Source organism: Actinokineospora lacus (assembly GCF_053813445.1).
Genome location: NZ_JBQERA010000002.1, coordinates 696,131 through 720,073 on the forward strand (window position 1 = coordinate 696,131; position 23,943 = coordinate 720,073).

At 73.0% G+C, this 23,943-nt stretch carries 20 protein-coding genes and 1 pseudogene; 11 read left to right on the forward strand and 10 right to left on the reverse strand.

Annotated elements, in window-relative coordinates:
* Complete coding sequence (gene map, locus ACTG9Q_RS07615) at positions 1 to 858, forward strand: type I methionyl aminopeptidase (RefSeq protein ID WP_455571901.1); 858 nt, start codon at positions 1 to 3, stop codon at positions 856 to 858.
* Here map and ACTG9Q_RS07620 read toward each other — a convergent pair.
* Positions 845 to 1,549 carry a hypothetical protein gene (locus ACTG9Q_RS07620; RefSeq protein ID WP_455571902.1) on the reverse strand — a complete coding sequence of 235 codons (705 nt, stop codon included), beginning with the start codon at positions 1,547 to 1,549 and terminating at the stop codon, positions 845 to 847. The genes map and ACTG9Q_RS07620 overlap by 14 nt on opposite strands.
* Before the next feature lie 49 nt (positions 1,550 to 1,598).
* Between ACTG9Q_RS07620 and ACTG9Q_RS07625 the strand changes: the two genes are divergently transcribed.
* Positions 1,599 to 3,113: a cobyric acid synthase gene (locus ACTG9Q_RS07625; RefSeq protein ID WP_455571903.1), complete on the forward strand. Its 1,515-nt coding sequence runs from the start codon at positions 1,599 to 1,601 to the stop codon at positions 3,111 to 3,113.
* 33 nt (positions 3,114 to 3,146) lie between these two features.
* Here the strand turns inward: ACTG9Q_RS07625 and ACTG9Q_RS07630 are convergent, their stop codons facing one another.
* The 4 genes from ACTG9Q_RS07630 to ACTG9Q_RS07645 all read right to left on the reverse strand — a co-directional run bounded on the left by ACTG9Q_RS07630 (position 3,147) and on the right by ACTG9Q_RS07645 (position 7,039).
* Positions 3,147 to 3,827, reverse strand: a complete 681-nt coding sequence (locus ACTG9Q_RS07630) for a FadR/GntR family transcriptional regulator (protein WP_455571904.1) — start codon at positions 3,825 to 3,827, stop codon at positions 3,147 to 3,149.
* A 149-nt stretch (positions 3,828 to 3,976) separates the two neighbouring features.
* Positions 3,977 to 5,344 carry a mycothione reductase gene (locus ACTG9Q_RS07635; RefSeq protein WP_455571905.1) on the reverse strand — a complete coding sequence of 456 codons (1,368 nt, stop codon included), beginning with the start codon at positions 5,342 to 5,344 and terminating at the stop codon, positions 3,977 to 3,979.
* 37 nt (positions 5,345 to 5,381) lie between these two features.
* Entirely contained in the window at positions 5,382 to 5,918 is a 537-nt protein-coding gene (locus ACTG9Q_RS07640; protein ID WP_455571906.1) for a YbhB/YbcL family Raf kinase inhibitor-like protein, read from the reverse strand.
* A complete protein-coding gene (locus ACTG9Q_RS07645; RefSeq protein ID WP_455571907.1) occupies positions 5,915 to 7,039 on the reverse strand; it encodes a VanZ family protein in 1,125 nt (374 codons plus the stop codon). Before ACTG9Q_RS07645 ends, ACTG9Q_RS07640 begins: the two co-directional genes overlap by 4 nt.
* Positions 7,040 to 7,147: 108 nt before the next feature.
* Here ACTG9Q_RS07645 and ACTG9Q_RS07650 point away from each other — a divergent pair.
* Positions 7,148 to 8,205, forward strand: a pseudogene (locus ACTG9Q_RS07650) (M48 family metallopeptidase).
* A gap of 26 nt (positions 8,206 to 8,231) precedes the next feature.
* Here ACTG9Q_RS07650 and ACTG9Q_RS07655 read toward each other — a convergent pair.
* Together ACTG9Q_RS07655 and ACTG9Q_RS07660 are read right to left on the reverse strand one after the other, a co-directional pair.
* Complete coding sequence (locus ACTG9Q_RS07655) at positions 8,232 to 8,564, reverse strand: YnfA family protein (protein ID WP_455571908.1); 333 nt, start codon at positions 8,562 to 8,564, stop codon at positions 8,232 to 8,234.
* A 12-nt stretch (positions 8,565 to 8,576) separates the two neighbouring features.
* A complete protein-coding gene (locus ACTG9Q_RS07660; protein WP_455571909.1) occupies positions 8,577 to 9,470 on the reverse strand; it encodes a M15 family metallopeptidase in 894 nt (297 codons plus the stop codon).
* A gap of 146 nt (positions 9,471 to 9,616) precedes the next feature.
* Between ACTG9Q_RS07660 and ACTG9Q_RS07665 the strand changes: the two genes are divergently transcribed.
* Positions 9,617 to 10,441, forward strand: coding sequence for a S1 family peptidase (locus tag ACTG9Q_RS07665; protein ID WP_455571910.1), 825 nt, complete (start codon positions 9,617 to 9,619; stop codon positions 10,439 to 10,441).
* 18 nt (positions 10,442 to 10,459) lie between these two features.
* Entirely contained in the window at positions 10,460 to 10,906 is a 447-nt protein-coding gene (locus ACTG9Q_RS07670; RefSeq protein WP_455571911.1) for a GNAT family N-acetyltransferase, read from the forward strand.
* Here ACTG9Q_RS07670 and ACTG9Q_RS07675 read toward each other — a convergent pair.
* Complete coding sequence (locus ACTG9Q_RS07675; RefSeq protein WP_455571912.1) at positions 10,884 to 12,047, reverse strand: 8-amino-7-oxononanoate synthase; 1,164 nt, start codon at positions 12,045 to 12,047, stop codon at positions 10,884 to 10,886. The two genes, ACTG9Q_RS07670 and ACTG9Q_RS07675, sit on opposite strands and share 23 nt — an antisense overlap.
* 96 nt (positions 12,048 to 12,143) lie before the next feature.
* On the opposite strand from ACTG9Q_RS07675, the gene ACTG9Q_RS07680 reads away from it, so the two are divergent.
* The 4 genes from ACTG9Q_RS07680 to ACTG9Q_RS07695 all read left to right on the forward strand — a co-directional run bounded on the left by ACTG9Q_RS07680 (position 12,144) and on the right by ACTG9Q_RS07695 (position 16,848).
* A complete protein-coding gene (locus ACTG9Q_RS07680; protein ID WP_455571913.1) occupies positions 12,144 to 13,556 on the forward strand; it encodes an SAM-dependent methyltransferase in 1,413 nt (470 codons plus the stop codon).
* A 188-nt stretch (positions 13,557 to 13,744) separates the two neighbouring features.
* Positions 13,745 to 14,923: a precorrin-6y C5,15-methyltransferase (decarboxylating) subunit CbiE gene (cbiE, locus tag ACTG9Q_RS07685; protein WP_455571914.1), complete on the forward strand. Its 1,179-nt coding sequence runs from the start codon at positions 13,745 to 13,747 to the stop codon at positions 14,921 to 14,923.
* 182 nt (positions 14,924 to 15,105) lie between these two features.
* The gene (locus tag ACTG9Q_RS07690) at positions 15,106 to 15,951 is read left to right on the forward strand and encodes an alpha/beta hydrolase (protein WP_455571915.1); all 846 of its coding nucleotides are present in this window, start codon (positions 15,106 to 15,108) and stop codon (positions 15,949 to 15,951) included.
* Positions 15,952 to 15,981: 30 nt separating this feature from the next.
* Positions 15,982 to 16,848 (forward strand): hypothetical protein, encoded by an 867-nt coding sequence (locus ACTG9Q_RS07695; protein WP_455571916.1) that lies wholly within the window; start codon positions 15,982 to 15,984, stop codon positions 16,846 to 16,848.
* A 29-nt stretch (positions 16,849 to 16,877) separates the two neighbouring features.
* Here the strand turns inward: ACTG9Q_RS07695 and ACTG9Q_RS07700 are convergent, their stop codons facing one another.
* Both ACTG9Q_RS07700 and ACTG9Q_RS07705 read right to left on the reverse strand, forming a co-directional pair.
* Positions 16,878 to 17,855: a sporulation protein gene (locus ACTG9Q_RS07700; protein ID WP_455571917.1), complete on the reverse strand. Its 978-nt coding sequence runs from the start codon at positions 17,853 to 17,855 to the stop codon at positions 16,878 to 16,880.
* A 126-nt stretch (positions 17,856 to 17,981) separates the two neighbouring features.
* Positions 17,982 to 21,530, reverse strand: a complete 3,549-nt coding sequence (locus ACTG9Q_RS07705) for a carboxypeptidase regulatory-like domain-containing protein (RefSeq protein WP_455571918.1) — start codon at positions 21,528 to 21,530, stop codon at positions 17,982 to 17,984.
* A gap of 280 nt (positions 21,531 to 21,810) precedes the next feature.
* Between ACTG9Q_RS07705 and ACTG9Q_RS07710 the strand changes: the two genes are divergently transcribed.
* Together ACTG9Q_RS07710 and cobA are read left to right on the forward strand one after the other, a co-directional pair.
* Positions 21,811 to 22,269, forward strand: coding sequence for a winged helix-turn-helix domain-containing protein (locus ACTG9Q_RS07710; protein ID WP_455572039.1), 459 nt, complete (start codon positions 21,811 to 21,813; stop codon positions 22,267 to 22,269).
* Positions 22,270 to 22,318: 49 nt separating this feature from the next.
* Positions 22,319 to 23,545, forward strand: a complete 1,227-nt coding sequence (gene cobA / locus ACTG9Q_RS07715; protein WP_455571919.1) for a uroporphyrinogen-III C-methyltransferase — start codon at positions 22,319 to 22,321, stop codon at positions 23,543 to 23,545.
* The last annotated feature ends 398 nt before the right edge of the window (positions 23,546 to 23,943 follow it).

The following is a 23,943-nucleotide window of genomic DNA, read 5'->3' on the forward strand; positions in this document are numbered from 1 at the left end:
ATGTCCGTGCGTGCCCCGTTGATTCCCGGCGTCCAGTCGCCGCGCCGCCCCGTGCACCCCGCCATCGCGCGGCCGGAGTACGTGGACAAGCCCGCGCCCAAGCGCCCGACCGGCTCCTACGTGCAGACGGCGGAGACCATCGAGGCCATGCGGGTGGCGGGCCGGATCGCCGCGCAGGCGCTGGCCGTCGGCGGCGAGGCGGTCAAGCCGGGGGCGAGCACCGACGACATCGACGCCGTCATCCACGAGTTCCTGCTCGACCACGGCGCCTACCCCTCCACCCTGGGCTACCGGAACTTCCCCAAGTCGTGCTGTGTGTCCCTCAACGAGGTGATCTGCCACGGCATCCCCGACTCGACGCTGATCGAGGACGGCGACATCGTCAACATCGACGTCACCGCGTTCGTCGGCGGCGTGCACGGCGACACCAACGCCACCTTCCTCGCGGGCGAGGTCAGCGAGGAGGCGCGGCTGCTGGTCGAGCGCACGCACGAGGCCACGATGCGGGCCATCAAGGCCGTCCGGCCCGGCCGCGCGCTCAACGTCATCGGCCGGGTGATCGAGAGCTACGCCAAGCGCTTCGGCTACGGCGTGGTGCGCGACTTCACCGGGCACGGCATCGCCCACGCGTTCCACAGCGGGCTGGTGATCCTGCACTACGAGGAGCCGAGCGTCACCACGGAGATGCAGGTCGGGATGACCTTCACCATCGAGCCGATGATCACCCTCGGCGGCATCGACTACGACATCTGGCCCGACGACTGGACGGTCACCACCAAGGACAAGAGCTGGACCGCGCAGTTCGAGCACACCCTCGTGGTCACCGAGTCCGGCGCGGAGATCCTCACCCTGCCGTAGCCAGCACGACCGCCAGCACCGCGCCGGCCACCGGCCCGGGGTCGGTCGCGGCGGCCAGGTGGTGCAGGTCGAGGGCCTCGGCGGGCCAGCCGCGCCCGCGGGCGTCGGCCAGCTCGGCCTCGTAGGCGCCCGACAGGGCGACGTAGCCGCACGGGCCCGCCCAGTCCACGCTCGGGCGCGCCTCCTTGAGGAAGGCGATCGGCACCTCCGGCGCCTCCTCGGCGATCTCCGCCCACAGCGCCGGGTCGACGTCGGGGAACTCGCCGGGGAACCAGTCGGGCCAGCGGGGCAGCAGGCCGTCGGGGCTGGCCGAGCGGAACTTCGCGTACAGCTCGGCCGGGACCGTCTCGCGCCAGCTCATGCCCGGCGTCGGCAGGCCCGCGTCGAGGTACACCAGGCCGCGCACCGACCCGCCCGCGTCGTCGATCTCCTCGGCGAAGGCGGGCAGCAGCGGCCCGGCCCCGCTGTGCCCGACCAGCACGATCGGGCCCAGTGGCGGGGCGTCGGACATCACGTCGGCGAAGGCGCCGATGAGCCGCTGGTGGACCGGCGGGGTGACCACACTGGGCCGCAGGTCGGGCAGCACCGCCGGGTGCCCGAGGGCGGCCAGCGCGTCGGCCAGCGGGCGCAGGCTGGCCGGGCCGAGGTACGGGCTGTGCACCAGGACGGCGGTGACGGGTGCGGCGGGCATGACGGCGATGATGGCACCCCGATCCGACAGTGGGGGAGAGGACGGGCGGATGGCGGGCGCGCTGCTGGTCGCGGGAACGACCTCGGACGCGGGCAAGAGCGTGCTCGTGGCCGGGCTGTGCCGGTGGCTGGCCAGGTCCGGGGTGTCGGTGGCGCCGTTCAAGGCGCAGAACATGTCCAACAACTCGGTGGTGACCCCCGAGGGCGGTGAGATCGGGCGCGCCCAGGCGCTGCAGGCGTTCGCCGCGGGCCTGGAGCCGAGCGTGCGGTTCAACCCCGTGCTGCTCAAGCCGGGGTCGGAGCGCAGCTCGCAGGTCGTGGTGCTGGGCAAGCCGGTCGGCACCGCGACCGCGCTGTCCTACCGGTCCCGCAAGGCGGAGCTGATGTCGGTCGTCCTGGACACGCTGGCCGGGCTGCGCTCCTCCTACGACGTCGTGGTCTGCGAGGGCGCGGGCTCGCCCACCGAGATCAACCTGCGCTCGACCGACATCGCCAACATGGGCCTGGCCAGGGCGGCCGGGCTGCCGGTGCTCGTGGTGGGCGACATCGACCGGGGCGGGGTGTTCGCGCACCTGTTCGGGACGCTGGCCCTGCTCGACGCCGCCGACCAGGCGCTGGTTGCCGGGTTCGTGGTGAACAAGTTCCGGGGCGACCCGGCGCTGCTGGAGCCGGGGCTGCGGCAGCTGCGCGGGCTGACCGGGCGCGACGTGCTGGGTGTGCTGCCGTGGCGGGAGGACCTGTGGCTGGACGCGGAGGACTCGCTGTCCTACGCCGCCGACGGGGTGGTCGGGCGGCCGTCCCCGCCGGTGGGGGAGCAGTGGCTGCGGGTGGCGGCCGTGCGGCTGCCCCGGGTGTCCAACGCGACCGACGTGGAGGCGCTGGCGTGCGAGCCCGGCGTGGCGGTGCGCTTCGTGACCGACCCGGCCGGGTTGGCCGACGCCGACCTGGTGGTCATCCCCGGGTCGAAGTCGACCGTGGCGGACCTGGCCTGGCTGCGCGCGCAGGGGCTGGCGGAGGCGATCACCGCGCACGCCCGCCGGGGCAGGCCAGTGCTCGGGATCTGCGGCGGGTTCCAGATGCTCGCCGCGCGGATCGATGACCGGGTGGAGTCGGCGGCGGGCACGGTTCCCGGGCTCGGGCTGCTGGACGTCGATGTGGAGTTCGCCGAGGAGAAGACGCTGGCCCGTCCGGTGGGCACCGCCTTCGGGCACCCGGCCACCGGGTACGAGATCCACCACGGCGCCGTGCGCCGCAGCGGCGCCGCCGCGCTGGTCACCCTGCCCGACGGCAGGGGGGAGGGCGCGGTGTCCGGGCCGGTCCTGGGCACGCACTGGCACGGGCTGCTGGAGAACGACGGCGTGCGCCGGGAGCTGGTGACCTGGGCGGCGGGCCTGGCGGGCCGGGCGTTCACCGCGGGCCAGGTGTCCTTCGCGCAGGTGCGCTCGGCCCAGGTCGAGGTGCTCGGCGACTTGGTCGCCGAGCACCTCGACACCGCTGCGGTGTGGCGGCTGATCGAGGGCGGCGCGCCCTCCGGTCTCCCGTTCGTGCCGCCAGGAGCGCCTTAGGCCGTGGTTCAGGGCTTCGGGCGCCTGTCGAGATCAGGTTCCGGTTTTGGCCAGTTCGGCGAGCAGGTCGTCGAGGAAGCCCGCCGCTTCGGCCGCGGCCTGTTCGGCGTCCTGCTCGGCGATCGCGCGCAGCAGGCCGCGGTGGTCGGTGTTGGCCTTGTGCGGGGTGTCGCTGACCGTCGTCGCCACCGAGGCGCGCACCACCTCGGTGAGGCCCTGGTACAGCTCGGCCAGCAGGGTGTTGTGCGAGCAGCGCATGACCGCGAGGTGGAAGGCGGCGTCCTTGTCCACGCCGGTCTCGTAGTCGCGCAGCCCCATCGACTTCTCGCGCTCGGTCAGCAGTTCGGTGAGTTCGCGCAGCTCGTCCTCGGTGCGGTTGCGGGCCGCGAGCCGGGCGCCCTCGACCTCCAGGGTCCGCCGGACCTGGAGGACCTCGCGCAGCTCGCTGCCCACCAGCCTGCGCAGGGCGCCGGAGAACTCGCTGGTCGCGCGGACGAACGTGCCGTCGCCCTGGCGGACCTCCAGCAGCCCGGCGTGGGCGAGCGCGCGCACGGCCTCGCGGACGGTGTTGCGGCCGACGCCGAGGGCGGTGACCAGCTCGGGCTCGGTCGGGATGCGCTCGCCGACCTTCCACTCCGAGGTGGCGATGGCCGAGCGCATCTGCTCGATCACCTGGTCGACCAAGCCCGTCCGGCGGGTAGTGGCCAGCGGCACAGTGAGGTCCTTTCACTCAGACATTTGCCACACGGCAAACCACGTCCATCCGGCGCGGCCCCGGCGCCGCACGCCCGGAAGTGGTGGGGGTCCAGAGTGCCATGCCCGACCGCGTCCGCGGCGCGGAGTCGGCAAAGATCCAGCGCGACTCAAGCCAGGGGTAGGCTGAGCAGCGCGTTCTCGATGACCTCCGGCATTCCTGGGTGAATCCAGTACTGCCCGCGGGCCATCGACCGGGCGTCCAGGCCGAAGCTCATCGCCTGGATCACCGGCTGGATGACCGTGGCCGCCTGTGGACCAATCACGTGCCCGCCGATCAGCAGCCCGGTTTCCGGGTCGGCGATGAGCTTGGCGAAGCTGGTCGTGTCCTCCATCGCCCAGCCGTAGGCGATGCCGCCGTACGCCTGCGTGGCGACCACGTAGGGCACGCCGCGCCGCTCGGCCTCCTGCTCCGTCAGCCCGACCGAGGCGATCGTCGGGGAGGTGAACACCGCGTGCGGGACGAACCGGTGGTCGGACTCCACCGGGTTCCCCGGGTTGAGCAGGTTGTGCTTGATCACCCTGGCCTCGTGGTTGGCCACGTGCTTGAGCTGCCACGGGGAGCTGATGTCGCCCAGCGCCCACACGCCCTCGGCGCTGGTCCTCTGATGGGCGTCGACCAGCACGTAGCCCTCGGGGCCGAGCGTGACCCCGCCCGCGGGGGCGTCGAGCAGGTCGGAGTTCGGGGTGCGGCCCACGGCGACGAGCAGCAGGTCGGCCTCCACGGTCTCGCCGTTGTCCAGGTGCAGGCGCACGCCGTCGCCCTGCCGCTCGACCCGCTCGGTCTTGCGGCCCAGGCGCACGTCCCAGCGCTGCTTGGCCAGCTCGGTGAACTGGTGGCTGATGTCGCGGTCCTCGTGGCGCAGCAGCCCGTCGGAGCGGGCGATGACGCTGACCTCCACGCCGAAGGAGGAGAACACGTGCGCGAACTCCGCGGCGATGAACCCGCCGCCGAGGATCGCCAGGCGCCGGGGCAGCGCCTCCAGGCGCATGACCGTGTCGCTGGTGTGGAAGTCGACCTCGGCCAGCCCGGGGATGTCGGGCACGATCGGGCGACCGCCCGCGGCCAGCACGACCCGCTCGGCGGTGAGCGACTCGCCGTCGACGTCGAGTCGCCGCTCCCCGGTGAAGCGCGCCGTGCCCGCGTACACGGTCACGTTGGCGTTGTCCGGGTGCTCGCGCCGGTACTGCGCGCCGTTGTCGGCGATCGGGTCGATGCGGCCGAAGACCCGGTCGCGGATCTCCGCCCAGCGCACCCCGTCCAGCGTGGTGTCCACGCCGAGCCGCGCGGAGTGCGAGGGCACGGCGGCGAGGTCGGCGGCGTGGACGAACATCTTCGTCGGGATGCAGCCGACGTTCAGGCACGTCCCGCCGAAGCGGTCGCGCTCGACGATGGCGATCTCCCAGTCGTCGAAGCGTGAGTCGATGAGTGAGTTGCCGGAGCCGGTCCCGACGATCACCAGGTCATAGTGGGGCACGACCCCATCCAACCCTCCCGCCCGGCCCCGGCATTCCTCAGTGCCGGTAGACGGGGGTGAGGACGGCCCTGGCCAGGGTGTGGAAGGCCAGGTTGAAGCTGACCACGGCGGCGCTGGCGTTCTCGTCCACGTCGAGCTTGTCCACGTCGACGGCGTGCACGACGAAGTAGTAGCGGTGGTCCTGGTCGCCCTGCGGCGGGGCGGCGCCCGCGTAGTCGCGCGAGGACATGTCGTTGCGGACGTGGAAGGCGTCGCCGGGCAGCGAGTCGTCGTCCTTGCCCGCGCCCGCGGGCAACTCGGCGCAGTCGGCGGGCAGGTTGACCGCGATCCAATGCCAGAAGCCGCCGGGGATCGGGGCGTCGGGGTCGAAGCAGGTGACCACGTAGCCGCGGGTGCCGTCGGGAGCGCCGCTCCAGGCCAGCTGCGGGGAGGTGTTCTTCCCGCCCGCCGAGGGGTGCACCTGCGCTTTGTCCATCAGCGCGCCGTCGCTGACGTCGGTCGAGGTCACGGCGAACGAGCCGACCTCGGGCAGCAGGGCGTACGGGTCGGGCGCGACCGGGCGGTCGAGGCTCATGGTTCCTCCGAGACGGGCCGTCGATCTTCCGCGACCAGGCTAGTCCGGGCCCCCTGCCCCCGCGTGTCGACCACGCGCAGGCCCGACACCAGGCCGGAGAGGCCCCGGTGGTCGCGCGGGCGCCACGCCATGACCGCGCTGAGGAGCACGAGCAGCAGCGCGGGCAGGCCGAGACCGAGCGCGTTGAGGGTGAAGAAGCCTCCGGAACCGGCCGCGAACCGGACCAGCATCCGTATTGGAGCGGGTTTTTTCCCGTCCGGACCGACGGGATTGATCAGCACGACGCGTTGGCCGAACGTGCCGCCGTTGCCTGCCAGGGGGACGAGGAGGACGAGCAGGCCCACCGGGATGGCGTAGGCGAAAAGCCAGTCCAGGCCCTCGGGTCCGGTCTCGGCGCCGAGCCCGAAGATCCACACGACGTTCGCGACCACCGACAGCAGGCCGCCGAGCACCGTCACCGACACGACGTCGAGGACCATGCCGAGCAGCCGACGCGCGGTGGTGACCGGGCGCGGCTCGCCCGGCTCCGCGGAGACGCGCTGGCCGGGGACCAGGCGCAGCAACGGCGCCAGGCCGTAGCCCAGGGCGGCTCCCGCGGTGTTGGCCAGCAGATCGTCCACATCGAACAGCCGGTACGGGCAGGAGAACAGGCCCCAGACCGCGGTGAGCTGGGTGAACTCGATGAACAGCGAGGTCAGCGCGGCGGCGGCGACGACCGTCGGCAGGCCGCGGCGGAACATGTGCCTGCCGAACATGCCCATCGGCACGAACAGCGCGATGTTGAACACGACCTGCAGGAGCGCGGGGTTCTTCAGCACCGCCCGCAGTCCGGTGCCGACCTGGTCCTCGCGGAAATCCCTGATGAAGCGCAGCGGGTCGAGCTGCGGTGTGTCGACGGCGTTGCGGGCGCACCACTGCGCGGTGGTGTCCGGGACCGGCAGCAGCGTGTAGGTCCACAGGGCCAGGGCGTACACCAGCAGGCCGAAGGCGAGCACGGCGTGGCCGAGGCCGAGTTGGCCGCGCTTGCGGTAGCTCCACGCGATGTAGGGCACCACGAGCAGCCCGGCCAGCGCCATGCCGCCCGCGAACGCGATCAGCCCCGAGATCCCGGTATCACTCACCAGCTGAACCTAGAGACCTGTGGATGGCGCCCGCTCGCTGTGGACAAACAACCACCCGGTCCGGGGAATCGGCCTAGGGTGGGATCAGCAGGCCAGGAGGGAGCCGAAATGACCGAGGAAAACCACGGTGCCGACGAGGTGTCGCGTTCGACCAGGGTCCGCTTCACGCGGATCAGCCCGCGCGCGTACGAGCACCCCGCCGACCGGGGGGCCATGGCGGCGCTGCGGGCCGTGCCGGGCGTCTCCGACGTGCTCAGGGGTGTCGCGGGGCTGTTCCCCGAGCGCGGCGAGCGGCTGATGGCGCTGGCCTCGACGATCCGGGTGGGGAGAAGCAGTACCCGAAGCTCAACCAGCTGCGCCTGGAGTGCGCCGACACGCTGGACCTCGACGTCGTGCCGAACGTGTTCGTCGCGCGCGACCCGTCGGCCAACGCGATGGCCGTCGGCATCGACGAGCCGTTCATCGTGCTGACCACCGGCCTGGTGGAGGCGCTGGACACCGAGGCGCTGCGGTTCGTCATCGGGCACGAGATGGGGCACGTGCTCTCCGGGCACGCTGTCCTGCGCACGCTGCTGATCCGCCTGGTGAACCTGCAGGCGACGGTGGCGTTCATCCCGGCGGGCGCGCTGGGCCTGCGCGCGGTCATCGCCGCGCTGCGCGAGTGGTTCCGCAAGGCGGAGCTGACCTGCGACCGGGCCGGGCTGCTGTGCGGGCAGGATCCGGCCGCGGCGCTGCGCACGCACGTCTACCTGGCGGGCGGCACCGACCTGACGCAGATCGACATCCCGTCGTTCCTGCAGCAGGCCACCGAGTACGAGAACGTCGACGACATCCGCGACAGCATCCACAAGCTGCGCAACGTCGAGCGGATGGGCCACCCGTTCGCCGTCGTGCGCGCCGCGCAGCTGCAGCGGTGGGCCGCGAGCGCGGAGTACCGGGAGATCCTGACGGGCACCTACCAGCGCCGCGACGAGGACAACCCGTCGTCGAACTTCACCGAGGACCTGCGGGGCGCGGCGAAGTCCTACAAGGACTCCATGGCCAACTCGACCGACCCGCTGGTGAAGATCCTCAACGACGTCGGCGGCATGGTCTCCGGCGCGGCGGGCAAGGTCTTCAGCAAGTTCGGCGCGGGCTCCCGCGAGGAGGGCACCTCGGCGAACTAGGCCGTGCTCCACACCTGAAACACGGCCTAGCCTCGGGGGGCGTACATGATCAGGCCGACGCCCGCCAGGCAGACGATCGCGCCCGCGATGTCGTAGCGGTCGGGGCGGAAGCCGTCGGCGACCACGCCCCAGGCCAGCGAGCCCGCGACGAACACCCCGCCGTAGGCGGCCAGCACCCGGCCGAAGTGGACCTCGTCCTGCAGCGTCGCGGCGAAGCCGTAGGCGCCCAGGGCGAGCACCCCGCCCAGCACCCACAGCCAGCCGCGGCCCTCGCGCACCCCCTGCCACACCAGCCAGGCGCCGCCGATCTCGGCGATGGCGGCCAGGACGAACAGGGCGATCGACTTCACCACGGTCATGGGCGAATTCAATCAGCGCCCGGTCGCGGTGAAGTGCTGGATGTCCAGCGGCGACGTCCAGTCGCCGCCCCAGGACCAGCCGATGGCCGCGAACGCCCGGACGACCTCGTCGCCGCGGAAGACCATGCCCGGCCGTGCCCACGTCCGGTCCACATAGGACGAGGCGAGTTCCGGCAGGACCAGCTCGCCGCGGACGTAGGGGTTGCAGAACGGGTTGACGTCGACGGCCAGGCCGGAGGCGTGCGCCGACCAGGTCTTGAGGTTCACCGCGGGCCTGCACACGAAGGCGGTGGTGTTGTTGCCGTCGCCGGTGGGGCGCAGGTCCAGCTCCGGCGCCGCGGTGACCCGCATCTCCTCAATGGGGAAGCCGATGTCGTAGAGCCGGGCGAAGACCGTCGTGACGTCCTGGGCGACGGTGGCGTGCACGATCATCTCCCCGGTGTGCGCGTGGCCGTCGAAGCCGCGGAAGGACATCGTCAGGTAGCGCAGCTCGTCCCGGCCGACGGGGCACTCCCGCCGCCAGGTGCTGCGGCGGAGGACGTCGGCGGGCACGGCGGCGACGGTGGACTCGAACCGGGTCGAGCGCGGGGGCGGAAGCCGGTCGGCGGTCGGCAGGGCGCGGTTGGCCAGTTCCGGTGGCGTGGGCAGGACCTGGCCGAACCCGTCGGGACGCAGCGGCAGCGGCGAGGCGCCGACCACCCAGACCGGGCGCCGCGGTCCGGTGCGGGCGGGTGGTGCGGTGGTCCGGCCGGGCGGGGTGGTGGCCGGGGGTTCCGCGGTGGTGGGCCTCGCCGTCGGCGCGGCGGCCGATGTGGACTCTCGCGCGGCTCGCTGCTCGGCGGGTGTCGTGCAGCCCGCCAGCGCTGTGACCAGGACGGCGGCGGTGGCGACGAGGCGGCGGTGCACGGGTTCCAGCATCCCGCACCGGCCCCGGCGGCGAAGGTCCACCCTTTCGAGCGACAAGGCGTCGCTATCCCGGGAGGCCCCGTTGACCTAGCGTGAAAAGAGGGGCACAGACCGTTGCCAGGTCGGTTCGGACAGGAGACATCGCCATGCGCGGAACGACACGCCGGGTTCTGGGGGCGGCCGCCGCGTTGGCGGTCCTGGCCGCGATGTTCGCGCAGTTCGCCGCCGAGGCGCGGGTGCAGGTCGTCGGCGGGACCCGGGCGTCGATCACCGAGCACCCCTACATGGTCTACCTGGCCACCGCCGACGGCCACCAGTTCTGCGGCGGCACGCTCGTCGCGCCGACGAAGGTCGTCACCGCCGCGCACTGCGCGGGCGCCATGGCCGCCTCCGACCTCCGCGTGGTGGCGGGCCGCGAGGACAAGCAGGCCGCCGACGGCATCGTCGCCACGGTGTCGGCGGTGTGGGTGCACCCGGACTACCGCAGCGTCACCGAGGGCGCCGACGTGGCGGTGCTGACCCTCGCCGCGTCGCTGCCGTACCGCCTGCTGCCCATCGCCGAGGCCGACGACACCGCCTCCTACGCCGCGGGCACGCCCGCGACCATCCTCGGCTGGGGCCGGGTCGCCGAGGGCGGGGCGAGTTCGCGCTACCTGCTCAAGGCGCAGGTCCCGATCTACGCCGACGCCGACTGCGCCACCGCCTACGGGCCGTTCTCCCCGAAGCCCATGGTCTGCGCGGGCCTGCCCGAGGGCGGCGTCGACACCTGCCAGGGCGACTCCGGCGGGCCGCTGATCGTCAAGGGCACCCTGGTCGGCCTGGCGTCGTGGGGCGAGGGCTGCGCGGCCCCCGGCAAGCCCGGGGTGTACACCCGGGTCTCCACCTACACCCCGGACATCGCCGCCGTGGTCGACGCGGCTCCGGAGCAGCCCACCCCGACCACCACGTCCACGCCGCCGCCGACTTCCTGACGTGGTATCACCGGGGGCGTGCTTCACGTCGCCGCTGGAACCGACCTGACCGTCCCCGACCTCTACGGCCTGCTCACGCTGCGGGTGGACGTCTTCGTGGTCGAGCAGGAGTGCCCATACCCGGAGTTGGACGGGCGCGACCTGCTGCCGAGCACCGTCCACGTGTGGTGGCGCCCCGGCGAGGAGTTCCTCGGCTGCCTGCGGCTGCTCGCCGAACCCGGCGGCGTCGTGCGGGTCGGCCGGGTGTGCACGGCGCTGGCCGCGCGCGGCACCGGCGTCGGCGCGCGGCTGATGGCCGCCGCGGTGGAGCGCATCGGCGGGGCGGAGAGCGTGCTCGGCGCCCAGGTCCAGGCCCAGGGCCTGTACGCGCGGTTCGGCTACGTGCCCGAGGGGGAGCGGTACCTCGACGACGGCATCCCCCACATCACCATGCGCAGACGCGCTAGCGGGGCGCGTGCTCGGTGATCACCTGGACCGCGCGGGCGATGTCGGCCTCGGTGAGGTCGGCGCGGGCGGTCAGGCGCAGCCGGGAGATCTGGTCGGGCACCGACGGCGGCCGGAAGCAGCCCACCCAGACACCGGCCGCGCGGCAGTCCTCGGACCAGCGCAGCGCCGCCTCCGGTGACGGCGCGCGCACCGACACCACGGCGGCCTCGGGCTCGCTGGCGGCCAGCCCGGCCGCGCGCAGCCGCTCGGCGAGGTCGGCGGCGACCGCGCGGACCCGCTCGGGCCGCTCGGGCTCGTCCTTGAGCACGGAGAGCGCCGCCAGCGCCGCCGCCGCGCTGCCGGGTGCCAGGCCGGTGTCGAAGATGAAGCTGCGGGCGTTCTCCACCAAGTGCCGGATCACCCGTCGTGGCCCGAGGACGGCGCCGCCTTGCGCGCCCAGCGCCTTCGACAGCGTGATGGTGGTGACCACGTCCGGGGCGCCCGCCAGCCCGGCGGCGTGCACGGCCCCCCGGCCGCCCTCGCCCATGACGCCGAGCCCGTGCGCGTCGTCGGCGATCAGCCCGGCGCCGTGGGCCCGGCAGGCGGTGATCAGCTCCGGCAGCGGGGCGAGGTCGCCGTCGACGGAGAACACCGTGTCGGTCACGACCACGGCCCGCTCGGTGCGGCGGGTGGCCAGCGCCCGCTCGACCGCCGCCGGGTCGGTGTGGCCCACGACGGCGATCTCGGCGCGGGAGAGCCTGCACCCGTCGATCAGCGAGGCGTGGATGGCCGAGTCGGTGACGATGGCGCAGGCGCGGCCCGAGAGCGCCGTCACCGCGCCGAGGTTGGCGGCGAAGCCCGAGGAGAACACCAGCGCGGCCTGGGTCCCGCAGAAGCGGGCCAGCTCGTACTCCAGCTCGCTGTGCAGCTCCGTGCTGCCGGTGACCAGCCGCGACCCGGTGGACCCCGCGCCCCAGCGCAGCGCCGCGGCGGCGGAGGCCCCGGTGACGCGCTTGTCGCGGGCGAGGCCGAGGTAGTCGTTGCCCGCGAGGTCCAGCCCGCTGTCGTCGGGCCTGCGGGGCCGCAACTGCCTGCTGAGACCGGCCTTGCGGCGGTCCTCGGCGTGCGCGTCCAGCCAGGCGAACGCCGCCTCGCCGGGGGTGGAAGCGTCGGGAGTCACGCCCGCGAGTCTCGCACCGCCGGTGCCGCCCACCCGCGTCCGGGTCGGTGCCGCGCCGGACGATACGGTCGGGCAATGCGTGGCACGGTGAGTTTCGTGGGAGCCGGACCGGGCGCTGCCGACCTGCTGACCCTGCGCGGGGCCCAGCGGATCGCCGACGCGGACCTCATCCTGTACCCGGCCGGGGTGATCGACACGACCTGGCTGCGCGCGCACACCAACGCCGAACTCGTCGACTGCGCCCGCCTCGGCCCGGACGAGCTGGCCGAGCACTACCGCCGCGTCGCGGGCGCCAACGCCCGCGCCGTCCGCCTGGTCACCGGCGACCCGGCCCTGTCCACCCGGCTGCGCGACCAGTTGGACGTGTGCGCCCGCCTCGGGTTGGACGTCGAGGTCGTCCCCGGGGTCTCCGCGATCTCGGCCGCCGCGGGCGCGGTGGGCGCCACGCTGACCGAAGCGGGCGCCCCGCTGGCCGTCACCACCGTGGAAACCGACTTCACCACCGTCCGCGCGCTGGCCGGGCCGGACCGCGCGCTGGCCGTGCGCGCCCCCGCCGCCCGCACCGCCGACCTCGTCGAGGCGCTGGTGGCCGCGGGCGTCCCCACCGCCACCCCGGCGGTCGTCGCCGACAAGACCAGCCGGGCCGGGGAAACCCTCATCCGCACCACGGTCGGCGAGTTGGTGGCCGAGGTCAAGAAGCACAACCTCTGGCGCAACGCCCTGTTCCTCATCGGCGAACCGCTGCGCGAGGACGGCAAGCCCCGCACCCAGACCGACGACCCGCCGCGCAAGACCACCCGCTCCTGGCGCACCCGCCCTGTCGACACCCCCCGCCGCACCCGCCCTGTCGACGCCCGCCGCACCTGGCCCCGCCGCGCCGAGCCCAACCCCTCGGCCCTCAACCCCACGGCCCCCGACCCCACGGCGCCCGACTCGGCGGTCCCCGACTCGGCAGTCCCTGACTCGGCGATCACCGGCCCCGCGGGTGCCGACCCCACGGCCAGCGGTTCGACGGTCACCGACCCCACGGCCCCTGACTCGGCGGCCCCTGACTCGGCGGCCTCTGACTCGGCGGCCCCTGACTTGGTGACCACCGACCCGGCTGCCCTCGACTCGGCGCTCACCGCCGTGCCCAGCCCCACCGGGTCCACCTCAACTGGGTTCACCTCAACTGGGTCCACTTCGACTGGCGCCTCGACCACCAGTCGCGCCGAGTCCACCCCCGCCGATGCCCTACCCGCCGACCCCACCGAGTCCGCCTCCACTGGCGAGCACCCGGACCACCCCGGTGCGAGCAGCCAGTACCGCTCCAGCACCCAGTACCGCTCCGGCACTCCGGACAGCCATTACGCGGCCACTGCGGACCGGGACACCGCCTCTCCCGAGCAAAGCGCGAACCCCGAGCGCCCGCACGCCCGCATGAGCGCGCCCTCCGGCGCCAAGCCCACCCGCTCCCAGCCCAAGCGCTCCACCCGCTCCAACCCCAAGCGCACGACCAAAAAGCCCTAGCGGTCCCTTGCTGAGCCGCGCGTTGTCGAAAGCCGCGGCACGGCGGCACAGAGCGCGGACCACGAGCCGTCCCGGCGTCGGGGGAGGCGTGGTGGGCAGGGAAGTCCACGCCCGCGGCGGTCCGGTTCGGGCCTGAGGTCTGTATTTCCCGGACGTCCGCGTGGTCGAATGGGCCCATGATGGCGTCGGTGGCCGTGATCGGTGTCGGGGTGGGCGGGCTGCCCCCGGGTGCCGGTGAGGTCGTGGCCAAGGCGGACGTGGTGGTGGGCGTTCGCGCAGTGGTCCAGGAGCACGCGCCGGGGGCGGCGAGCGTGGTCGAGGTGGGACCGTGCGGGATCGATGAGTCGGTTGTGGACAAGATCGGCGCGGCCGTGCGGACTGGGGAGGCCGTGGTCGTGCTGGCGGCGGGAGACCCGGGCTACTTCGGCGTGCTGAGGGAGTTGCGGCAGGCCGGACTGCCGGTAACCGTGGTACCCGGAGTGTCCGATGTGGCCAGACTCGCCGCCATGGTCAAGCGGCCCTGGGACGACATCACCGTGGTCAGCGGGCACGGGCGGGATTTCCGGCAGGCGGTCAACGTCTGCCGGGCGCGCCCCGCGGTCGCGGTGTTGACCGCGCCCCGGGCGGGACCGGCGGAGTTGGCGCGCGAGCTGGACGGCTGGCACCGGTACCTCGCGGTCCTCGAAGACGTCGGCGGGAACGAAAAACTATCCATTGTGGACGCCTCCGAAGCGTCGCGGAAAGCATGGCGGACACCGAACCTGTTGCTGTGCCTGGGATCTCTGGACGCCCAGGGTGAGCGGAGGTGGATCGCGGGCGGGGAGCCGACGCCCGCCAAAGCGGGCTGGGCGCCGTCAGCGGCCGCGTTCGCCACCCGCGAAGGCGTTGGCATCCCCGAGGATGTGCGGGCGGTCGTCCTGGCGCGGCTGGCGCCGCGTCCGGGGCTGCTGGTGTGGGACGTCCGCGCCCAGGAAGGGGCGGTGGGGATCGGGGCCGCCTTGCTGGGAGCGGCGGTGATCGCGGTGGAGGGGGACGCGGCGCTGTGCGTGCGGATCGTGGCCAACGCGGGGGCGCACGGCGTGGAGGTGCGGCTGGAGGACGAGGAGCGCCATCTCGGGAGGCTTCCCCGACCCGACGCGGTCTTCCTCCGCCACGCGCGGCCGGAGCTGGTGCGCGCCTGCGCCGGGGTCGGCGCGGCGCGGGTGGTGGTGCTGGTGTCCGAGCTGGACACCCTCAAGGCCGTCTGGTCGACGCTGTCGGACGCCGGTTATCACGTGCATGGCTCCCAGTTCACCGCCGCGCCGCTGTGCGAGAGCCGGGTCCTGCCCGGGGAGTCTTCCTTCCTGCTGTGGGGAATCCGGGACTGAACGGACCATGTTGACTAGGCCGAATGGATCAATCTGTCCAGCTTGTGGGCAAGTTGTCCGTACCGGTTATGGGATTCGGATGGGAGAGCGCTCCCCAATAGTGACGTTTGTCCGAGGTACTGGCCCCATCCCACCGGTAGCCCCCTAGGATCGCTCGAAGGTCCGTGACGAGCGGAGAACTTGTGAACACTGCGCGAACTGTCCGGCTGTCCCGCCGGGCCGCCCTGCTGGGCGGGCTGGGGTTGGGCGCGGGCCTGCTGACCGGCTGCCAGGGCGAGGCGCCGAAGACCGACCCGGGCGGCGACCTCATGCTGACCAAGCCGCCGACCTCGACCGCCCAGCCGGTCACCACCGTGCGGAACCTGTCGGTGGGACGGTACCGCGACGTCGATCTGGTGATCATCCGGCCCGCCGGTGTCCCGCCGGGCCCCATCCCGGTGTGCGTCGCGCTGCCAACGAAGATCGGCGGGGCCCGGAGCCTGCTCGAGCTCAAGGTGCCCGACATGCTGACCGAGCTGGTGCGCTACACCAGCGCGCCGTTCGCCGTGGTGGCCGCCGACGGCGGCAACTGGGTGGGCAACAAGGACGACGAGCCGCTGCGGATGCTCGAGGAGGACATGCCCAACTGGCTGGAGTACCACGACCTCGCCAGCACGCCGTTCGCCGCGATCGGCATCGGCGAGGGCGGGGCGGGCGCGCTCAACTACGTCCGCGCGCAGGGCATCGCCGCTGTCGCCGCGATCAGCCCGACGCTGTACGAGGACTGGCCCTCGGCGCTGAGCTCGCGCGACTACGAGAACCGGGCGCAGTGGGAGGCCAGTGAGCCGCTGCGGCACACCGCCGAGTACTCCAACCTGGCGATCGGCCTCTGGTGCGGCGCCGAGGACAACGGCTTCCTCGACCCGGCCAAGGAGTTCGCCCGGAAGGTGGGCGCCGCGGAGGCCAAGTGGACCCCGGGCGGGCACGACGCGGCGTACTGGCGCGCCATTCTCCCGGAGGCCCTGAAGTTCGTCGGCAGCCACCTGTAGCGTTCCTCCCGCGCACGGCGAGGGAGGGGTATGAACGAGCAGTCCGGGGTCGCCGACCCCACTGACCCGGCCCTGCGGCTGGGGATCGTCCCGCTGCGGCCGCTGACGGTGCCCGACCTGCTGCGGGGCGCGATCGACGCGGTGCGGCGCAATCCCGCCGCCCTGCTCGGCGTCGGCCTCGTGGTCGCGGTGCTGTCGGAGCTGGCCGTGTGGGCGGTGCTGGTGCTCACCCTCGGCGAGGTTCCCGGGCCCGCGGACCTCGGAGGCGAGCTGGACCTGACGCCGCTTCTCGCCGCGATGATCAGGATTGTCGTCGTGAGCGTGGTCGCGGTGGTGCTGGAAGCCGTGGTGAACACGGTGGTGCCGCGGGCGGTGTTCGGCCACTCGATGGGCGCGGTGGCCGCGCTGCGGGCCGGATCGCCCAGGCTGCCCGCGCTGCTCGGCGTGCTGGCGCTGACCGGGGTGCTCATCGGCGGGGTCGCGGCCGTGGCGGCGCTGGTCATGCTGGCGAGCCCGCTGTTCGGCCCCCTGCTGGTGCTGCCGCTGTTCGTCCTGATCCTGTACTTGGCGGTGGCGCTGCTGTTCGCGCCGTCGCTGGTGGTGGTGGAGAACCTCTCGCCGCCCGCGGCGCTGGTCCGCTCCCGCGCGCTGGTGCACGGCCCGCCGGCCGGGTGGTGGCGGGTGCTGGGCGTGGTGCTCATCGCCGCGCTCGCGGGCTCGCTGCTCTCGGTGCTGGTCGAGACGATCGGCGGGGGCGGGATGTTCGCGAGCGCGCTGGCGGCGATCGTCGTCGGGACCGTGGTGACACCGCCGACGCTGGCCCTGCACGCGCTGCTCTACGTCGACCACCGCTGCCGCACCGAGGGCATCGAGGGCCTCTGGCGCACGGCGGGGTAGTCCAGACCACCCCGCCGCGCCAGCAGCCGCTACTCCTCGCCGCCGAAGTCCTCGCCGCCGCCGTCGTCGCCCATGTCGCTCATCATGTCGCCGATGATCATGCCGCCGACCATGCCCGCGGCCGCGCCGCCCACGACCGCGCCCATGCCGGGACCGCGCCGCTGGTGACCGTGGTGGCCGTGCTGGCCGGGGTGCCCGTGCTGACCGGGGTACCCGCCGAAGGCCGGGTTGGCCGGGCGGCCCTGGACGGTCCGCGCCAGCCAGCCGTCGATGATCGGGGCCCAGTCGGTGGCCTCGGCCTCCTGGTGCGACATCCGGAAGTGGCCGAAGCTGTCCCCGCCCGCGCTCAGGAAACCACCGCGCTTGTCGGCCTCCAGGATCACGTACAGCTCCGCGGGCGTGGCCACGAAGGTCAGCTCGACCTCGTTGATCCGGCCCGCGTACTGGCCGGGCGGGAAGAACTCGATCTCCTGGTAGAAGCCGAGCGACTGCGGCACGCCGTGCAGCCTGCCGATCTCGACGTCGGCGGAGCGGAACTGGAAGCCCAGCTGCCCGAACGCCTCCAGCACCCGGTCCTGCGAGGGCAGCGGGGCAATCGCCAGGGCGTCGAGGTCGCCCTTGTCCGGCGCGCCGGAGATCACCAGCTCGGTGCGGACGCCGACGACCATGCCGGGCAGCGCGCTCGCCCCCACCGCGGTGATCGGCGACTCCCACGGCACGGCGAACTCGAACGGGATGTTCAGCTGCTGGTTGGCGGGCACCCGCACGCCCTGCTGGATGACGACGCGGTGGAACTCGGCCTGGCCGTGCGCCTCGTGGCCGCCGTGCTCCGCCTCGGCGCGGGTGACCAGCGACAGCGCGATCTGGTCGATGGTGACCTCGTTGCTGCCACCGGAGATGCGGACCTGCCCGCGCACGGGCTGGCCGGGCATCACCGCGGGCGTGTCGAGCACGGTGTCGACCGACGGCCCGCCGACCCCGAAGGCGGCAAGCATGCGCTTGAACATGGGTGGATTCCTCCAAGTGTCGCTGAAGTGCGCAAAACCGACACTACCAGCGGAGATCACTTCCCTTCCGGGTGACAGCAGCCCCCCGGCGGCGAGACCGGGGGGCTGCTGTCCACGCGGATCGGGCTAGCTCGCCCGGTCCGGTCGGTGCGTCACGCGCAGGGCGTTGATCACCGGGACGCTCTTGCCGCGCAGCGCGGTCAGCTCCACGGCGATCGAGCCGCCCTCGGGCACGGTCACCCAGAACTCATGGGTGTCCGCGGTCAGCACGCCGGCGCTGGCGGCGATGTCGTAGCCCGGCAGCACCTTCGTCCCGTTGACCGACACGTCGAAGACGCGGCGGCCGGGGACGAAGCCCGCGCGCAGCTCGGCGAAGCCCAGCTCGACCTGGTACGTGCCCGCGGGCAGGCTGTCGAACCGGTAGCCGCCCGGGCTCTCCCGCTGGGACTGGAACAGCACGTCGTCGTCGGTGCCCGCGATGTCCTTCTTGCTGGTCACCACCGGTCCCGCGCTGAGGTGGCCGAAGCCGCCCGGCGTCCACGCCTGGTCACCGGCCCAGACGTCGAGGTCGCGGTCGGTGTGCTGCCCGCCGCCCACGTCGATTCCCTTGCGGTAGGCCGGAACCACGAGCGTGACCGGGATGGTCAGCGTCGGGGTCCGCCCGGCGTTGGTCGTCAGCGTCACGTCGGCCTTGTGCACGCCGGGGGCCAGCCCCGACGGGTCGACGCGCACGGTGATGGGCTGCGTGCGCCCGGGCGCCAGCGACGCCGAACCCGGCACCGCCCACAGCCACGACGCGCCGTCGGCCAGGGTGTAGTCCAGCGCCAGCTCGCTGGTGCTGGCCAGGTTCACCGTGGCCCCGCGCAGCTGTCCGGCCTCACCGAGGAAGAACAGCGGCCCGCCGGTCAGCTCCGCCCTCGGGGTGTGCAGGGCGAAGTTGGCGGCCAGCTCACCGCTGACGGTCAGCGTCTCGGTGGCCGTGACGTAGTTCGCCTTGGTCACCTCGACGGTGTAGTCGCCCGCCAGCAGGCGCAGCGCGTAGCGGCCGTCGGCGTCGGTGGTGATTGTGGCCACCGTCGACGTCCCGCGCAGCACCTTGACGCTCGCGCCCTCGACCGCGCCGCGGTCGTTGGCGTCGGTGACCTCCCCGGAGAGCACCCCGGACGGGGGCACCTTGAACCGGATCGTGGTGTCGTTGGACAGGCTCGGCGCGTTCAGCGAGTACTGCAGCGCCACGGTCCCGGTGGCGTTCTCGATGCCGACGGTGGCCGAGTTGCCGGTCTCGCGCGGCACGGCCGGGTCGAGGCCGCGGTAGCTCATGGCGATCTCGCCGTTCTCCGACAGGGTCACCGACACGTCGATGCGGGTCGTGGTGGCCTGGTAGAACGTCGCGTTGCGCCACTCGACGGTGAACGCCCGGTTGGGCGCCGCGCCGGTGGTCTTGGTCATCACCTGGCCCTGGGCGTCGATGAGCAGGTCGTCCCAGAACGGGTAGATCGCCGCGTTGGGCGCGCCCGAGGCGGGCAGCCCGACGTTGCTGAAGGACGTGCTGCGGGCCAGGAAGTTGACGTGGCCGTTGGTGGTCACGTGCGCTTCCCGGTAGGTGTTGCCGTAGTAGAAGAAGTCGAACGGCATGGTGACCGAGGCGGCCTGGTCGTCGCCGGTCAGCGCGAGCGCCGTGTCACCCTCTACATAGGACGACGGTTCGAGCACGCAGTAGTGGCCGAAGGAGTCACCCCGGCTGGGCAGCTCGATGTTCAGCGTCTCCGCCCCGTCGACCACCAGCTCCACCTGGCGCGGGTCGTTGCAGCCGCCCGCGGTCGCGCGGACCTGGTAGGTGCCCTCGGGGACGTCACTGATGGTGTAGGCGCCCTGGGCGTTGGTGGTGGCCGCGGCCAGCGGGGTGCCCGTGATCTGCACGGTCGCGTTCGCGACCGGGCCGCCCTGGGCGTTGCGGACCACGCCGGTGACGGCGTGGCGGGCGACCGGCGGCAGCGCCAGGTTCACCGTGACCGTCTCGTTCTCGGCGACGGTCGCGGTGCCGGTGGCCTGCCCGTAGCCGAACGCGCTGCCCTCGAGCGCGTAGTCGCCGACCGGCAGCGTCGAGGTGAAGGCGCCGTTGGGGCCGGTGGACAGGGTGCGGTTGCTCGGGCCGGTCACCGTGACGCGCGCGTTCGCGACCGGAGTGCCGGTGGCCGCGTCGGTCACCGCGCCCGCCAGGGTGCCGACCGGGCCGCGCGGGGACCGGTCGACCGCGGCGTGCGCGTTGAGCTTGCCCTCGCCGAAGACGTGGTTGTCGTCGGCCGTGCCGCCGCAGGTCAGGTTGTTGGTGTCGACGGCGGAGTCGTCGAGCAGCTCGGCGGTGCGGGTGATGTCGCCGAGCAGCGTCGGCGCCGCCGACCACATCAGGGCGACCGTCGCCGAGGTGTGCGGGGCGGCCATCGAGGTGCCGTTGTTGGCGCCGTACCCGTTGCCCGGCAGGGACGAGCGGACGTTGACGCCCGGCGCGGCGAGGTTCGGCTTGATGTCGCCGTTCTCGCCGGGACCGCGGCTGGAGAAGGAGGCGATGGCGCCGTTGACGTCGTAGGCGCCCGAGGCGTAGGACTCCACGTTGTCACCCGGCGAGCCCGAGGTGTTGCAGCCCGGACCGGAGTTGCCGTTGGAGAACGACGGGAAGATGCCCGCCGCGCGCCACGCCTGCACGGTCGCGCGGTACCACGGGTCGATCGTGGCCCCGTTCGACGAGCCCCAGGAGTTGTTCACGATGTGCGGGCGCATGTCCGGGCGCGGGTTCTGCCCGGCGGCGTCGGTCGGGGCCAGCATCCACTGGCCGGAGCCCAACAGCGCGGCCTCCGAGCAGCCGCTGGACTCGCAGCCCTTGGCCGCGATCCACCGCGCGCCCGGCGCGACGCCGATCTGGTTGGCGCCGTCGGCCCCGACCATCGTGCCCATCGTGTGCGTGCCGTGGCCGTTGTTGTCGCACGGCGCCGCGGTCGGGCAGACGTTGGAGGGGTCGAACCAGTTGTACTGGTGGTCGAACACCCCGCCGTTGTTGCCGCGGTACTTCCCGACCAGCGCCGGGTGGTCGAACTGGACGCCGGAGTCGATGTTGCCGACCACGATGCCCTCGCCGCGGGTGCCGAAGTCCGCCCACGCGTCGTCGGCGTTGATCGCGGCCACGCCCCACTCCACCGCGTCCACGGTGGCCTGCGCGGTGCCCGGCATCAGCTCGGGCAGGGAATAGGTGCGCGGGGCGAGGATCTGCTTGACCTCACCGCGCTTGGCCAGCGACTCGGCCAGCGCCTGCGACCCACCGCGCACCTGCAGGGCGTTGGCGATGAAGTAGGGCTGGAAGTCGACCTTGCCCGCGGTCAGGCTGGCGCGCACCGCCGCCTGGCTGCGGTCGGCGGTGCCGCGCAGGGCGTCGAGGACGGCCTGGCCCCGGGCGCTCCAGTCGGAGATCTTGGTGGCGGGTTCGAGATCGGCCTGCTCGCTGAACAGCACCCAGAAGTCGGTGCTGTCCTTGGTGTCGAGCGCCTGCAGGACGGACGCTTCGATCTTGGTGTCCGCCTGCGCGGCGAGGGCGGGGGTGGCCAGCAGACTGGACGCGGTGAGCGCGGCGGTAGCCGCGGCCAGCCAGGTCCGCCCGCGGGCGCGGTGGGGTCGTGGAGACAAAGCGGGTAGCTCCCATCCCGCGCGCGGCAGGGGGTCGCGCGCGTGTTACCTCCGGTAGTCGTGCGATGACCACCGGTTCCCCTCCGACGCTGCCGGATACCGGGGTGTCCGGTGAAGGAATTTCCAGGGGCGGTATCGGGTCGATTCGCGGTCGTTCGACCGCGTTTCCTGTAACGAAGCAACCGCTCACGCGACGGTTGTCATAAGGGACTGACATTTGCTCGACATGGGGGTGTGTGTGACGGTTCTCCGTTCGGTTGACGGCTCGGAGTTACCCTTGGTGGTCTGCGTTGGCACCAGCGCGGACCAGTTGGCCGCGATCGCCGAGGCCGGTGGCAGCCGGGTTGCCCTGCTCTACGTTCCCGACGCGCACGCCCTGCGCTCGGCCTTCGCCCACCAGCCGGTCGCGGCCCCGCACCGGGTGGTGGAGTGCGGCAAACTCCGCCTCGACGCCGAGCTGCGGGAGGCCACCTGGCGGGGCGTGGCCGTGCCGCTCTCGGCCCGGGACTTCGACCTGCTGTTCGCGCTCGTGGGCGACCCCGGCCGGGTCTGGTCGTTCGCCGACCTCACCGTGCAGGTGTGGGGGCGGACGTACGTCGGCGACAGCCAGGCGGTCGTCTCGGCGGTCAAGCGCTTGCGGCGGTCGCTGCGGGAGACGGCCCCCGGCGTCGGCGTGGAGTCCGTCCGCGGCGTCGGCTACCGCGTCGTCGTCGCCGACATGCCGCCTCCGTCACACTGACCGGTGTCGGGCTGCGGTCCCCGGCGGGGGACCGGGCATGCTTGTCGCCATGGTTGAACAGCACTACCTGGTCGGACTCGACCTCGCGGACCGGCGCGTGGTCGTGGTCGGCGGCGGGATCGTGGCCCAGCGCAGGCTGCCGAAGCTCATCGCCACGGGCGCGCGGATCGTCGTGGTGTCCCCCGCGGTGACCCCGTCCGTCCAGGCGATGGCGGACGCGGGCGAGATCACCTGGCTGGCCCGCCCGTACGCCGACGGCGACCTCGCCGAGGCGTGGTACGTGCTGACCTGCACCTCCGACGACGCCGTCAACGCGGAGGTGTCGGCGGAGGCGGAGCGGCGGCGGGTGTTCTGCGTGCGCGCGGACGCGGGCTCGCAGGGGTCGGCGGTGACCCCGGCGACCGGGTCCTACGACGGCCTCCTGGTCGGCGTCCTGGCGGGCGGCGACCACGCCCGCTCGGCCCTCGTCCGCGACGGGCTCCTCTCGGCCCTGCGCTCGGGCGCCGTCGACGACCGCGCCTCCAGCCTCACCGGCGTCGCCCTGGTCGGCGGCGGGCCCGGCGATCCCGAGCTGATCACCGTGCGCGGGCGCAGGCTCCTGGCCCGCGCCGACGTCGTCGTGGCCGACCGCCTCGGCCCCCGCGACCTGCTCGACGAACTGCCCCCGTCGGTCCTGGTCATCGACGCGGCGAAGATCCCCTACGGGCGCGCCGCCACCCAGCAGGCCATCAACGACGCCCTCATCTCCCACGCGCGGGAGGGGAAGTTCGTCGTCCGACTCAAGGGCGGCGACCCGTACCTGTTCGGCCGCGGCTTCGAGGAACTCATCGCCGTCGCCGCCGCGGGCATCCCGGTCACCGTCGTCCCCGGCGTCACCTCCGCCTTCTCCGTCCCCGCCCTGGTGGACGTCCCGGTCACCCACCGGGGCGTCGCCCACGAGGTGGTGGTGGTCTCCGGCCACGTGGGCCCCGACGACCCGGCCTCGCTGACGGACTGGGCCGCCTTGGGCAGGCTGCGGGGAACGATCGTCCTGATGATGGGCGTCGACAAGCTGGCCCACTTCGCCGCCACCCTCATCCGCGAGGGCCGCCCGCTGGACACACCGGTCGCCGTGGTGCAGGAGGGAACCATGCCCACACAACGGGTCCTGCGGTCTACTTTGGACAAGGTCGCCGACGACGTCGCCGCCGCGGGCCTGCGCCCACCCGCGATCACCGTGATCGGCCCGGTCGCCGCCCTGGCATCACAACTCCCGTCCACTGTGGACGGCCTTTAACCCGCAGCCGCTCCTCGTGTCAAACCCGCATCCACAGGCGCGCCGGTTGTCCACAACCCGCCGGTAACCACCCTCCGCGCCCCCTGCCGCCGGTAGACTGGAACGGGGCAGCCCCCCCAGGGAGTGGTGGGGGATGTCCTGGGTTGGGGCGGCTTGCCGCGAATGTTTGGGTGGGGTGCCCTGTCCGTCTCGACCTTGAGGGTGTCCGTCTTCACCTTGCGGATTGATATCGGAGGCGGCCCGGTGTCTGAGCCACTGTCACCGAATCCGCGATGTGGGTTCGGACCTGCCTTGCGGTCAGTGGCACGTTCATCCGCGAGATTCGAGAGAGCCCGCATGGGCGAGGGTGTCTGCTCGTCGCGTTGAGGCTGTGTTCTCGGTGTGGGCCGCCAGGTGGT